The sequence below is a fragment of the Homoserinimonas sp. A520 genome, from assembly GCF_054489245.1.
Genome location: NZ_JBTMWX010000001.1, coordinates 211020 through 224695 on the forward strand (window position 1 = coordinate 211020; position 13676 = coordinate 224695).

Genomic DNA, 13676 nt, shown 5'->3' on the forward strand with positions numbered 1-13676 from the left:
ATCCAACCAGACGGATGCCCCGCCTCACCCACCACGAACGCGAATTCAGGGTCCGGTCAGGGTAGTCCCTCATAGCGAGGCGGACTCAGCGACGGCCACGATGGATGCATGTCCACAGATCAACCTGCACCGTCACCTTCACCGTCGCCCGAGCCGACCCCGCCGGCCAGCGACAACACCTTCTTCGACTGGATGCGCGGACTGCGCATCCCCCGCCAGCCCGGCTGGATCGGCGGCGTCAGCGCCGGCATCGCGGCGAGACTCGGCATCGACCCGATCATCGTCCGCGGCATCGTCGTCGTCATCGCCGTGCTCGGCGGCCCCGCCCTGCTGCTGTACGCGGCGGCCTGGCTGCTGCTTCCGGATCAGTACGACCGCATCCACCTGCAGGAGGCGATCCGCGGAAACTTCGACAAGGCGCACGCCGGCATCGGTGCGATGTTCCTGCTGTCGTTCCTGCCGCTCGCGCAGGGATTCTCGTGGTGGCAGCTGTCTGCCAACAACCAGGCTTGGGTTGCCTGGCCATCCCTGTGGGGCCTGTTCTGGACGCTCGCCATCATCGGCTCCATCGTCTGGCTCATCATCTGGCTGGTCACCCGCTCGAGGTCAACGCCCCAGGGCGCTTCGAGCACGACGGCGGGCGCGGCGGCATCCGCTGCCAGCGCCTCCGATGCCGCGAGCACCACCAGCCGGGCGGATGCCACGGCCACGACGGTCAGTAGCGTCGCCTTGCCCCCCGCGCCCGAGGCGCCCCCTCACCCCGATTCCGGTGCGACCGACGCCGACCTGGCGGCCTGGAAGGAACAGCAGGCCGCGTGGAAACGCGAGTACGACGGGTGGAAGCAGCAGCAGGCCGCCGGCGAGCGCGAATTGGCGCAGCAGCGCGCCGCGGAGCAGCGTCGTCAGCGCCAGGAGCAGAGTGCTGAGCGGCACCGTGCCGCGATCGAGGAGCAACGCCGCACCCGCTCCAACCCGGTCTACTCGCTGGTCGCGATCGGGCTCGCCATCATCGCGGGAGCAGCGACCGCACTCGCTGTCGGCGAGACCGGCGATGCGACCGCAGCCATCACCGGCATGGCGGTCAGCCTGGGCGTGCTCGGGCTCGCGATCATCGTCAACGGGTTCCGCGGCAAGCGCAGCGGCGGCTCGAGCGGTGTTGCCTTCCTGTTGGTCATCGCGCTCAGCCTGACCAGCTTCTTCAGCTGGGTCAACGGGCCCGTGGTCGGCAAGGACATCACCTGGGCGCCGAACTACTCGCCGAGCGAGCAGGAGAATCGTCGCACCATCATCACTGGCGACGTCACGCTCGACCTCACCGACTACTTCACTGATCCGGTTGACGCAGGCCGATACCAGAACGGTGCGGTGCGGCTCTACGTCGGACGCGGTGACGTGACCGTGATCCTTCCAGCCGAAGAGTACTCGGCGGTCGAAGCACAGGTATACGACGGTTCGATCGATTTCACCGACAGCCAACGCCCTTCGCAATTCAGCTTCGCCAACGGTCACGACGAGGCCGTCCCGCGTAGTGGCGGGGAGCGCCACCGAGACGTGTACGTCGGTCTCTGGGTGGCCAGCGGCGACGTGACCATCACCCAGGCAACCCGATAAGAGGAGAACACGATGACTGACAACAGTGAACCAACCACGCCCATCCACGATTCCGTTGCCTCGACATCGTCCGAGACCAAGATGGCGGATGCCCGGCCGGTGCGCCCTGGCACCGTCATCTGGGGCGTCATCATGGTGGCGATCGCGGCGATGTACTTCGCCACGGCCCAGGTCGACCTCGATGAAGTGAGCGGCTGGGTGATCTTCGCCTGGGGCATCCTTGCCCTGGGTGCGGTCCTGGTGGTGGGCGGCCTGATCGCCGCACTCACCCGCCGCAACTCCTAAACCGCCGCGCGGTCCTTTCGGTGCGGCGCGCTTGCAGATGCGGCAGCGCCACACCGAAAAGACCGCGCAGCCTGAGGCGTCTCGACAGGCTCGACCCGCTTTACCTCACCAAGCCCAGCTGCCGATTGTAACCAGCGAGTCACCGACGGTAGTTGGGCGCCTCTACCACCATTTGAATATCGTGCGGGTGCGACTCTTTGAGCCCGGCCGCCGTGATCTGCACGAACTTGCCCTTGTGCCGCAGCTCTTCGATGGTGCGGGCTCCCACGTAGAACATGGACTGCCGCAGGCCGCCGATGAGTTGGTAGGTGACGGATGAGACGGGGCCCCGATACGGAACCTGGCCCTCGATTCCTTCGGCAATGAGTTGTTCGTCGCTGGGCACGTCCGCCTGGAAGTAGCGGTCGCGCGAGTATGAGGTCTTCTTGCCGCGGGTCTGCAGGGCGCCGAGCGACCCCATGCCGCGGTAGTTCTTGAACTGCTTGCCGTTCACGAAGACCAGGTCGCCGGGGCTTTCGTCCGTTCCGGCGAGGAGTGAGCCGAGCATGACGGTTTCCGCTCCGGCGACGAGCGCTTTGGCGATGTCTCCCGAGTACTGCAGTCCACCGTCGGCGATGACCGGCACGTTGGCTTCGCGTGCGGCGAGGGAGGCTTCGTAGACCGCGGTGACCTGGGGCACACCCACTCCGGCGACGACGCGGGTGGTGCAGATGGAGCCTGGACCGACGCCGACCTTGATGGCGTCCGCCCCGGCCTCGATGAGCGCCTGGGCACCGGAGCGGGTGGCGACGTTGCCGCCGATCACGTCGACACCGGCGAACGCGGGGTCGGACTTCAGCCTGCGGATGATCTCGAGCACCCCTGCGCTGTCACCGTTGGCCGTGTCGACGACGAGCACGTCGACACCGGCATCCAGCAGTACGCCGGCGCGCTCCCAGGCATCGCCGAAGAAGCCCATGGCTGCACCGACGCGCAGGCGGCCTTCCTCGTCCTTGGTGGCGTTCGGGTACTGCTCGGTCTTCTCGAAGTCCTTCACCGTGATGAGGCCGGTCAGACGGCCTTCGGCGTCGACCAGCGGCAGCTTCTCGATCTTGTGCTCGGCGAAGATGGCGACCGCAGCATCCGGGTCGATTCCTGTCGGGGCGGTGATCAGCGGCATCCGGGTCATGACGTCGCGGACCAGCGTCGTCGCTTTCTCGAACTCTGAGACGAACCGCATGTCTCGGTTGGTGATGATTCCGACGAGCTTGCCGTCACCCTCGACGACGGGCAGACCGGACACCCGGAACTGCCCGCAGACGGCGTCCACCTCGGCGACGGTGGCGTCCGGCGTAGTTGTTACCGGATTGGTAATCATGCCGGATTCTGATCGTTTAACCTTGTCGACATAGGCCGCCTGGTCGGCGATCGAGAGGTTGCGATGGAGCACACCAAGGCCCCCGTTTCGGGCCATGGCTATGGCCATCCTGCCTTCGGTGACCGTGTCCATCGCGGCGGAGATCAGGGGCGTGTTCACCCTGATTCTCTTGGTCAGGCGCGAGGAGGTCTGCGCCTCGCTGGGGATGACATCAGTGTGTCCCGGCAGCAGCATGACATCGTCGTAGGTGAGGCCGATAAGGCCGAATGGATTGGGCTGGTCCATGGAATCCCTTAATCGCGAAACTGTGGCAAGAGTGCCGGCCAAACGCCTTCGGTTACCGGTATCCCATCTTAACCGGTTCGCGCTCACGCGTATTCCCCCGCCATAATTGCCACACCGCTTGTGTTTCGTGTGCAACCCCACATGGGACATAATCGGCTCTGTATCGTCAACGACGACGGTCGGCCAGCCCCGCGAGATTACCCTTCTCGACTGGCCCCGTCTTGGAGGTTTCGTGGGAATCACTAGCAAGGCGTTCGCGCACAAGCACAGGACAAGATGGCTGGTCGTCATCTTTGCCTCCTTGGTCGCGGCCATGACTCTGTCGGCAATCCCGGCAGCAGCGGATGAAGTGAATGTCGACAAGTACGACTACATCTTCAGTGGCAACGTCAAATACAACGGCGAGCCTCTTGAGGGCGTCACCATCAATGTCTCCGGCGGAGGCTACGACGAGGACGTTGAGACGGATGCCAACGGGCAGTGGAAGGTGGGCGTTCCTGAAAAGGAGGCCTACGACATCACCCTGATCGAGTCCACCCTTCCCGAGGGTGTCATCGTCAGTGAGGAAGGCAACGAGCGGGTCACCATCACCAATGAGGGTGCGACCATCGAGGCCGAGTTCGGCTTGACCAAGAACAAGGCGGTCAACTTCTTCCTCGGCGAAGGTATCCGGGAGGTGACGAGCTTCTTCGACCAGCTGGTGGAGCGGCTCATCAACGGCTTGAACTTCGGCCTGATGCTCGCGCTCGGATCGATCGGCCTCTCGCTGATCTTCGGCACAACCGGCATCGCCAACTTCGCCCACGCTGAGATGGTGACGTTCGGGGCGGTGATAACCCTGACGTTCGGTGTGTTCCTGGCCTGGCCGATCTGGATCGCCATCCCCATAGCGTTGGTCCTCACTGGAGTCGTCGGCTGGGCCCAGGACCTTGTTCTGTGGAAACCGCTGCGCAAAAAGGGCCTGAGCATTGTGCAGCTCATGATCGTCAGCATCGGCCTGTCGCTGGCGATGCGCTACATCTTCCAGTTCTTCTACGGCGGAGGCACGTACCAGTTGCCGAACCCTGGCTCGACCAAGGTGCAGCTGCTGGGGCCGATCGCCCTCTCCATCACCGACATGGTGAGCATGGCCATCTCGGCCGTGGTGCTGGTGGGCGTCGCCTACTGGCTGCTGAAGACGAAGACCGGCAAGGCGACGCGCGCGATCTCCGACAACCCGTCACTGGCGAAGGCCTCCGGTATCGACGTCGACCGAGTTGTCAGGCTGATCTGGATCTTCGGTTCCGTCCTGGCCGGACTCTCCGGTGTCCTGTGGGCCTACTTCCGGCCCGGCATCAAGTGGGACATGGGCTGGCAGATCCTGCTGCTCGTCTTCGCGGCGGTCGTGCTCGGCGGTCTGGGTACCGCATTCGGCGCCCTCGTCGGTTCAATCATTGTTGGCATCCTGGTCGAGATCTCCACCCTGTGGGTTCCCTCGGACATCAAGTACGTGGGTGCCCTCTCCATCCTGATCGTCGTCCTGCTGTTCAAGCCGCAGGGTCTGCTCGGTCGTAAAGAAAGAATTGGGTAGGTACCGCCATGGACTGGGGTTTTCTTCTCTCAAACACAGCATCCTGGCTGCTGGCTCCGGAGACGATCGCCTATGCGATCGCGACTGTCGGCCTTGCCGTTCACTTCGGCTACGGCGGTCTGCTCAACTTCGGGCAGGCCGGCTTCATGGCCCTGGGTGCGTACGGCTACGCCATCTCGATTCTCAGCTTCGGCTTCCCCTGGTGGGGCGGAGTCCTGGTGGGCATCGGCGCATCCGTGATTTTCGCCCTCCTCTTGGGTCTTCCGACGCTGCGGCTCCGCGCCGACTACCTGGCAATCGCGACCATCGCGGCTGCCGAGGTCCTGCGGCTGCTGTTCCAGTCGGTCATCTTCGACGAGTACACCAACTCGGCTGATGGCCTGGGCGGGTACCACGCGAGCTTCCGTGACGCCAACCCGTTCCCTGAGGGCACGTACGGTTTCGGCCCGTGGGTCTACAACGAGGACGGGCTCTGGATCCGCGTGTTCGGCATCGCCTTGCTCGCCGTCTGCCTGCTGCTCGTCTGGCTGCTCATGCGCAGCCCGTGGGGCCGCGTGGTGAAGGGCATCCGCGAAGATGAGGACGCCGTGCGCGCCCTCGGCAAGAACGTCTTCGCCTACAAGATGCAGGTGCTGGTGCTGGGTGGCGTTCTCGGAACCCTCGGCGGTGTGGTGCTCTCGCTCCCCTCCGCGGTGGTCCCGGCCGTCTACCTGCCGTCGCTCACCTTCTTCCTCTGGACCATCCTGTTGCTTGGTGGCGCCGCCACTATCTTCGGACCAGTGCTCGGTTCTGTGTTGTTCTGGCTGATCATGGCGTTCCTGTCCGTGTTCCTGCCCGGCATGGCGGAGCAGGGCTTCCTCTTCGGCATCACCGGCATCCAGGCAGGTGTGCTGCGGTTCATCCTGGTTGGTGTCGCGTTGATGCTCATCGTCATCTACCGGCCGCAAGGCATCCTCGGTAACAAGAAGGAGCTGACCTTCAATGCCCGCTAACACGGCAACAGTAAAAACGACCGGACTCCACGTCGGCGAGATCGCTCCTGGGGTCGCCAAGGTCGACCCGATCATCATCGCCGACCACGTCACCCGTTCCTTCGGTGGTCTGAAGGCGGTGGATGTCGACCACCTCGAGATTCCGCGCCACGCCATCACCGCGCTGATCGGGCCGAACGGTGCGGGTAAGACCACACTGTTCAACCTGCTCACCGGGTTCGACAAGCCGGACACCGGGACCTGGTCGTTCGACGGGAAGGCCCTCTCAGGCATCCCGGCGTTCAAGGTCTCGCAGATGGGGCAGGTGCGCACCTTCCAGTTGACGAAGTCACTGGCGATGCTCACCGTGCTCGAGAACATGAAGCTCGGGGCGAAGGGGCAGCGTGGGGAGAACTTCTGGACTGCCCTGGTTCCGGGCATCTGGCGCGCGCAGGACAACGACATCGAGGAACGCGCAATTGAGCTGCTCACGCGGTTCAAGCTCGACACCAAGAAGGACGACTTCGCGGCCAGCCTCTCCGGTGGCCAGCGCAAGTTGCTCGAGATGGCCCGTGCCCTCATGAGCGAGCCGAACCTGGTGATGCTCGATGAGCCGATGGCCGGGGTGAACCCGGCGTTGACGCAGTCACTGCTCGACCACATCCTGGGCCTCAAGCATTCGGGCATGACGGTGCTGTTCGTCGAGCACGACATGCAGATGGTTCGTCACATCGCCGACTGGGTGGTCGTGATGGCTGAGGGCAAGGTCGTCGCGGAGGGTCCGCCCGACGTGGTCATGACCAACCCGGCCGTCATCGACGCCTACCTGGGCAGCCACATGGACACCGACCTCGGCGTCGTCACCGGACGCGTCGACGAGAACGGAAACAAGCTATGAGCGACAGCATGAACGACGATGTCGTCGTCCAGGTGACCAACCTGGACGCCGGCTACCTGCCCGGCGTGAACATCTTGAACCAGTGTTCGCTGACGGCGCGCAAGGGTGAACTGATCGGCATCATCGGCCCGAACGGCGCCGGCAAGTCGACCCTGCTGAAGGCCATTTTCGGCCTGGTGCAGGTTCGCGCCGGCGAGATCACGTTGTACGGCGAGGACATCACGTACCTGCCGGCCAACAAGCTGGTGGCGCGCGGGGTCGGCTTCGTCCCGCAGAACGAGAACGTGTTCCCCTCGCTCACGATCGAGGAGAACCTGCAGATGGGGTTGTTCCAGAACCCGAAGATCTACAACGAGCGTCTCGAGTTCGTGACGTCCATCTTCGGGGAGCTCAGTTCGCGCCTGAAGCAGCGGGCTGGTTCGCTCTCCGGCGGTGAGCGCCAGATGGTTGCCATGTCCCGTGCACTGATGATGGACCCGCACGTGCTGCTGCTCGATGAGCCGTCCGCTGGCCTGTCCCCGGTTCGCCAGGATGAAGCGTTCATCCGGGTGTCTGAGATCAACAAGGCCGGCGTGACGACCATCATGGTCGAGCAGAACGCACGCCGCTGCCTGCAGATCTGCGACCGCGGCTACGTGCTCGACCAGGGCAAGGATGCCTACACCGGCACCGGCCGCGAGCTGCTGAACGACCCGAAGGTGATCAGCCTCTACCTGGGCACCCTCGGCGAGGAAGACGCCGCGTAACCACACCATCCACGAGGAGGGCCTCAGCCGCGTGCTGGGGCCCTTTTCGTGTGCCGTGCGACCTCGAGGCCGCACCCCGCCCTCCGCAGGCTGTTACATCCCCGTAGCGGTCGTGCCGGTCGTGCACTCCCCCGGCCGGCCACGTCGCTGCGCTGACCGATCTGCCTGAGCAGGCGGCTGGGTGTGGATGGGTTGCGGGGTGCCGAGTTTTGAGCCGGTGGGATGGACACGCTTTTCGTCCGTCCCACCGGCTCAATGTCTGAGCTGAGGAGCAAGCGATCCATTCCCAGACGCAACCAAGACCCAGACGTCACCAGGGAGAAGTACGCCGGCGCACAACAAAGGGCCCCGGCATCAGCCGGGGCCCTCCTGTGTCAGCTAGGCGAACTTAGTTGACGCGGGTGTGCATGTTGTCTTCGCCGTACTGGAAGATGCCGATGGTGGCTTCGGTCGGGTCGCCGTTCTCGTCGAACGTGATCGGGCCGGAGTAACCGTCGTAGTCGGCAACGTCACCGTCGAGGATGATCTGGGCGGCCGACGCGAAGTCGGTTGCCTTCTCACCGTCGCCGGATCCGCCGGAGACTTCCTGCATCTTGCTGGCGATGTCCGCACCATCCACCGAGTTGGCAGCGAGTGCAGCCAGCGCGAGGAGGATGACAGCGTCGTACGACTCGGCTGCGTAGCTGAAGTCGCTCAGCGGCTCAGAGCCACCGAGTTCTTCCATCCATGCGGCGCTCAGGCGCTCCTGGAAGTCGTCTTCCAGAACCGGGCCAGGTGTGGTTCCCTTGGCACCTTCGCCGTCAGGTCCGACCAGGGTTCCCGGGGGAAGGTCAGCACCGAACTGCTTGAGGTTACCGTCGACCAGGTACACCTTGGACATGTCGAAGCCAGCGTCCTTGAGTGCAGGGGCGATGGTGTAGACCTCGTCGAAGGTGATCAGGGCGAGTGCGTCAGGGTTCTGAGCCATGACTTCGGAGATCTGCGCCGAGAAGTTGGTGTCACCGGTGTTGAACATCGGGGCAGCAACAACTTCGCCGCCGGCAGCTTCGAACGTCTCCTGCGTGACCTTCTGGAGTCCGGTGCCGTAGGCATCGTTCAGAACGATCATGCCGAGCGTGCTTGCGCCGTCGGTTGCGATCTGGTTTCCGAGGACTTCGCCCTGCAGGAGGTCGGACGGTGCTGTACGCCAGTACAGATTGTCGTCATCCCAGGTGGTGAAGTCCGGCGAGGTGTTTGCCGGGGAGATCTGCAGAACGCCCGCACCGGTGATCTGGTCGATCACAAGCTTGGAGACACCGGATGCCGCGGCACCGATGATCGCCGTGACGTCCTGGCCGAGCAGGTTCGGGACGGTGGTTGCGTACGCCTTGTTGTCGGGGTCACCCGAGTCGCCGTACTCAACCTCGACTGTGATGCCGAGCCCTGCTTCGTTGATCTCCTTGACTGCGAGTGCAACGCCAGCTTCTTCTGGCGGGCCGAGGAACGCCAGTCCACCGGTCTGTGGCAGCAGGGTGCCGATCTTCAGGGTGAGATCCCGATCTTCCCCACCGGGCGCTGCGTCGGGTTCGGTTGGGGCGCAGCCAGTCAGCACGAGTGCTGCTGCACCGATGGCGGCGATGCCAGCGATGACTGTCTTGCGCGTCCGTGAGCGGGAGGCCGTGGCCTTCGCGAATACGCTCATGTTGCTCCTTGCGTTCAGAATGTGAGACACGGCAGGGCACTGCCGTTGATGCCAAGCTATTGGGGAATGGCGCCAGATACAAGTGATTCGCATTACAGCCCTGTAACGCCCGTCAAATGGCGCTAACCCGCGACAACCCCGTCTACCCGGGTGAACTTGTTCTCGGCGTTGTACTGGTACACCCCGAAGTGGGCACGGTCCGGGTCGCCGTCCCTGGTCAGGTTGACCGGCCCGGAAATACCGTCGTAATCGATGTCATCCCGGGTCTTCAGAACGGTCCGGCACTCGCCGTAGCTGAGGCACTTGATTCCGCCGGCCGAGGCGTCGACCAGGCTCCTGGCCACCGCGAGTCCGCTGTCGTTTCCGGCGACGACCGCGGCCAGCGCCGCCAGCATCACGGCGTCGTAGGCTTCGGCCGCATAACGGAAGTCGGTGACTTGTGCGCCGACGGACTTCACTCTCTCCTGGAACGCCTTGTCCGGTTCGGCACCTTCGATAACACCGCGCGCGCCGATGAGGGTCCCGGCCGGCAGCGCTTGCGAGTAGTCGGCGAGGTTCCCGCCGATCAGCCACAGTCGCTCCTTGCCCAGGCTCGCCGCGGTGAGCGCAGTGATGAGTGCCTTGTTCTGCTCCATCGCCCCGAACGGGCTGGCCAGGATCACGGCGTCCGGCTGGGACGCCGTCACGGTGGCCAGGATGGGGGCGAAATCCCTGACCTGAGACGTGAACTTCTCGGAGGCGACCAGTCGACCGCCGAGTTCGGACACCGCAGCCGTGACAGTGGCAGCCGTGGCCCGGCCAGTGTCGTCGTCGAAATAGATGACGGCGAGGCGTGCCTCTCCACCAGCGCTGGCGAGTTCGGCGAGAACCGTGCCCTGCATGGCTGCAGAGGAGATCGTGCGGAACAGCATGCCGTCTTCGTCCAGGGCGCTCAGCCGCGGGGCTGTGGCCGCCGGCGAGATGAGGGGGATCCCCGCGGTGACCGCCTGAGGCAGGATGCGCTCCGCCAGAACCGATGAAGACGGGCCGATGATGACGTCGACCTGCTTCTCGACGAGCGCATCGAAGGATGCTTCGAGCTTCTTCTCTTTCGCTTCGCCCGAGTCGGCGTGCACGACGACGATCGACTTGCCGAGCACTCCGCCGGTCTCGTTGATCTCCTTCACGGCGAGGTCGACGCCGGCGACCTGCGCCGGCGCGATGAACGCCTGTGGCCCGGTCACCGGGAACAGCGTTCCGATCGTCAGGATGCCGTCGCCGGCCGGCAGCGGCGTGGCTGTGGGGGTGGGGCTCATTGTGGGGGCAGGGGCCGCCGAGCATCCGCTCAGCAGGCAGGCCGCAGCCACTATTGCCAGACCGGCTTGAAAGCGTCGGGTGCGCGACACGCCAGGAGTCCTCTCGTCACCCGGCATTCGCCGGGAACAGCAGAACACTACCGTCTATGCGGGGAGCGGGAGGGTGCGACGGGCCGCCCGACCGTGGGCAACGAGGTCCCAGGTGAGGATCGCAAGCGCGACCCAGACCAGGCCGAACCCGATCAGGCGTTCGATCGGCATCTCTTCGTGCATGATCAGGACGGCGAAAAGGAACTGGAGCACGGGCGCCAGGTACTGGAAGAGGCCGAGCGCCACCAAGGTAATACGCCTGGCCGCTGCAGCGAACAGCAGCAGGGGAACCGCGGTGACCACGCCGGCGGAGAGCAACAGCGCCGTGTGCCCTGCGCTCACCGTTCCGAACACGATCCCGCTGGTTGCGCCCACAATGACCAGGATCACGGATGCGACGGGCAACAGCCAGAGTGTCTCCAGCGTCAGTCCGGTGATGGCGTCGACGGACACTCCGGCCTTCTTCTTGAGAAGTCCGTACAGGCCGAAGGACAGCGCGAGAGCGAGGGCGACCCATGGAATGGAACCGTATCCGACAGCGAGCACGACGATGGCGATCGCGCTGACCCCGACCGCGAGCCACTGCAGCGGCCGAAGCCTTTCACGCAGCAGGAAGACGCCGAGCAGCACGGTGACAATGGGGTTGATGAAGTAGCCGAGCGCGGTCTCGACGATCTTCCCGTCGAGTACGGCCAGCACGAAGATCTGCCAATTCGCGTAGATGAGAGCACCGGCCAGGGCTGTGGCGAAAACCAGGCGAGGCCTGCGAAGAACAGCTATGAAGGCCGGCCACTTGCGGGTCACCGTGAGGAGGATCGCACAGAAGACCAGGGAGAACAGGATGCGCCAGGCAACGATCTCGACGCCGCCAGCTGGGGCGAGAAGCAGGAAGTACCCGGGGATCACGCCCCACAACCCGTAGGCTCCCACGGCGAAGAAGACGCCGGACCGCTGACGCGATTCGGCGTCGCTGCGAGCGGGGGTTACAGGGCTGGCCACTCGCTGAATCCTACCGGCCGGGAAATCACATCCGTCGCCCGCCGCCACCGGTGCTCATCCGGTGTCTGTCACGAGCCGGTGAATGGCAGGAAGTCATGGAACGACAGAGAGTCTCTGAACGACACTGAGTCACTGAATGACAGGGGGCCCACCGGCTTTCACCGGAGGGCCCCCTGTTGTGCGCGTGGAGCGCGGAACTAGCGAACGACCACTGCAAGCACGTCGCGAGCCGAGAGCACGAGCAGGTCTTCCCCGCCGTACTTCACCTCGGTTCCGCCGTACTTGGAGTAGATGACCTTGTCGCCAACGGCGATGTCGAGGGGAACGCGGTTGCCGTTGTCATCGATGCGGCCGGGGCCGACAGCGATAACTTCGCCCTCCTGGGGCTTTTCCTTCGCGGTGTCAGGGATGACGAGGCCGGAAGCAGTGGTCTGCTCTGCCTCGACCTGCTTGATGACAATGCGATCTTCGAGCGGCTTGATGGACACCGACACGGTTGACCTCTTTCTCATTACTTCGAAAACTTCGGTTAGCACACTCCCTATGAGAGTGCCAGAACAACTGTACTGCCCGACTAGCACTCGTGCAACGTGAGTGCCAACAACCACCACCCGGAAGTGCCCGTTGCGGAGGATTGCGCCTGTTGCGCGGGGCACATCCGACCGGAACGGGAACAATGGGGGGATGCAGAAGTCGGAGTTGCTCGAGTTGCTGTCCGCCGACGGGCTTCGGCTTCTGGACTCGCTGCCCGCTTTCGATTCGAAAGCGGATATCGTGCGCACCGTCTCAGCGCTCCGCGACGCCGGACACTCCCCAGCCATGGTCGCGGCCGTTCTCACCCAGTCGAGGCTGCGGGCGAAAGCGCCGGCCAAGTTCGGGCCGTTCGCCGCCCGGATGCTGTTCACCGAGAACGGCCTCGAGCAGGCCACCCGGCTGAGCGTTGCCGCGCTCCATGCAGGCCGGTTCCAGGCGGCCGGCGTGACGCGTGTCGCCGATCTCGGCTGCGGAATCGGCGCGGATGCCCTGGCTCTCGCCGCCCTCGACCTCGAGGTCACCGCTGTTGAGGCCGACGAGGCGACCGCGGCCATTGCCGCCTACAATCTGGCACCCTGGCCGAAGGTCACCGTGGTGCACGCCGACGCGACCACCGTCGCCCTGGACGATGTCGATGGCGTCTACCTCGACCCGGCCCGCCGCAACGAGAAGAAGCGGCTGGCCGACCCGGCCGACTGGTCGCCGTCGCTGGACTTCGCCTTCGGCCTGGGCGAGCGGATGCCCACCGGCATCAAGCTGGGACCCGGCATCGACCGAGATTTGATTCCCGCAGAAGCCGAGGCGCAGTGGGTGTCGGTGGGTCACGAAGTCGTCGAGTTGGGAGTGTGGTTCGGCGCCGTCGCCCGCCCGGGCATCCGCCGCGCCGCCCTGGTGATCGGCGACCATGGCCGTGCCGAACTGACCGGGTCAGGCGACAGCGAGGACGCCGAAGTCGGCACCCTCGGCGAGTTCGTCTACGAGCCGGACGGCGCCGTCATCCGCGCCCGCCTGATCGGTGATCTCGCCCGATCGCTGGGTGGGCGGATGCTCAGCCACGACATCGCGTACCTGACCGCCGACACGGCCATCGACACGCCGTTCGCCGCACGGTTCCGGGTGCTCGCGAAGCTGCCGCTCGATGTGAAGTCGATCCGGAAGGAGCTGGCAGCACGCTCGATCGGCACCCTCGAGATCAAGAAGCGGGGGGTGGACATCGACCCGGCGGAGTTCCGCAAGAAGCTGTCGCTGAAGGGCGCGGACTCGGCGACGCTCATCCTCACCAGGGCCGGCGGCAAGCGGGTCGCCCTGCTCGCACAGCGCGCCTGAGCGACTGAACGACTGAGCGAGCGCCGCC

General features: G+C 64.8%; 12 protein-coding genes. 7 read left to right on the top strand and 5 right to left on the bottom strand.

Annotation, left to right across the window (positions count from 1 at the left end):
* The first annotated feature begins 108 nt into the window (after window positions 1-108).
* Both ACX3PH_RS01055 and ACX3PH_RS01060 read left to right on the top strand, forming a co-directional pair.
* A complete protein-coding gene (locus ACX3PH_RS01055) occupies window positions 109-1611 on the top strand; it encodes a PspC domain-containing protein (RefSeq protein ID WP_459088474.1) in 1503 nt (500 codons plus the stop codon).
* Between the two features lie 12 nt (window positions 1612-1623).
* Window positions 1624-1896: a hypothetical protein gene (locus tag ACX3PH_RS01060; RefSeq protein ID WP_459088476.1), complete on the top strand. Its 273-nt coding sequence runs from the start codon at window positions 1624-1626 to the stop codon at window positions 1894-1896.
* A gap of 139 nt (window positions 1897-2035) precedes the next feature.
* Here ACX3PH_RS01060 and guaB read toward each other — a convergent pair whose 3' ends face one another.
* The gene (gene guaB, locus ACX3PH_RS01065) at window positions 2036-3538 is read right to left on the bottom strand and encodes an IMP dehydrogenase (protein WP_459088478.1); all 1503 of its coding nucleotides are present in this window, start codon (window positions 3536-3538) and stop codon (window positions 2036-2038) included.
* 313 nt (window positions 3539-3851) lie between these two features.
* On the opposite strand from guaB, the gene ACX3PH_RS01070 reads away from it, so the two are divergent.
* Genes ACX3PH_RS01070 through ACX3PH_RS01085 form a run of 4 tightly spaced genes read left to right on the top strand, consistent with a single transcriptional unit; the run spans window position 3852 to window position 7723 of the window.
* Entirely contained in the window at window positions 3852-5108 is a 1257-nt protein-coding gene (locus ACX3PH_RS01070) for a branched-chain amino acid ABC transporter permease (RefSeq protein ID WP_459088480.1), read from the top strand.
* A gap of 8 nt (window positions 5109-5116) precedes the next feature.
* Window positions 5117-6100: a branched-chain amino acid ABC transporter permease gene (locus ACX3PH_RS01075; RefSeq protein ID WP_459088482.1), complete on the top strand. Its 984-nt coding sequence runs from the start codon at window positions 5117-5119 to the stop codon at window positions 6098-6100.
* The gene (locus tag ACX3PH_RS01080; RefSeq protein WP_459088484.1) at window positions 6090-6977 is read left to right on the top strand and encodes an ABC transporter ATP-binding protein; all 888 of its coding nucleotides are present in this window, start codon (window positions 6090-6092) and stop codon (window positions 6975-6977) included. Before ACX3PH_RS01075 ends, ACX3PH_RS01080 begins: the two co-directional genes overlap by 11 nt.
* On the top strand, window positions 6974-7723 hold the full coding sequence (locus tag ACX3PH_RS01085; RefSeq protein WP_459088486.1) for an ABC transporter ATP-binding protein: 750 nt from the start codon (window positions 6974-6976) through the stop codon (window positions 7721-7723). The genes ACX3PH_RS01080 and ACX3PH_RS01085 overlap by 4 nt, the downstream gene beginning before the upstream one ends.
* 388 nt (window positions 7724-8111) lie before the next feature.
* Here the strand turns inward: ACX3PH_RS01085 and ACX3PH_RS01090 are convergent, their stop codons facing one another.
* The 4 genes from ACX3PH_RS01090 to groES form a co-directional block, all read right to left on the bottom strand.
* Window positions 8112-9404 carry an ABC transporter substrate-binding protein gene (locus ACX3PH_RS01090; protein ID WP_459088488.1) on the bottom strand — a complete coding sequence of 431 codons (1293 nt, stop codon included), beginning with the start codon at window positions 9402-9404 and terminating at the stop codon, window positions 8112-8114.
* A 122-nt stretch (window positions 9405-9526) separates the two neighbouring features.
* Window positions 9527-10789 (bottom strand): ABC transporter substrate-binding protein, encoded by a 1263-nt coding sequence (locus ACX3PH_RS01095; RefSeq protein ID WP_459088490.1) that lies wholly within the window; start codon window positions 10787-10789, stop codon window positions 9527-9529.
* Between the two features lie 54 nt (window positions 10790-10843).
* Window positions 10844-11788, bottom strand: coding sequence for an EamA family transporter RarD (rarD, locus tag ACX3PH_RS01100; protein WP_459088492.1), 945 nt, complete (start codon window positions 11786-11788; stop codon window positions 10844-10846).
* Between the two features lie 197 nt (window positions 11789-11985).
* Window positions 11986-12300 (bottom strand): co-chaperone GroES, encoded by a 315-nt coding sequence (gene groES, locus ACX3PH_RS01105; RefSeq protein ID WP_459088494.1) that lies wholly within the window; start codon window positions 12298-12300, stop codon window positions 11986-11988.
* A gap of 172 nt (window positions 12301-12472) precedes the next feature.
* On the opposite strand from groES, the gene ACX3PH_RS01110 reads away from it, so the two are divergent.
* A complete protein-coding gene (locus ACX3PH_RS01110; RefSeq protein ID WP_459088496.1) occupies window positions 12473-13648 on the top strand; it encodes a THUMP-like domain-containing protein in 1176 nt (391 codons plus the stop codon).
* Window positions 13649-13676 lie beyond the last annotated feature (28 nt).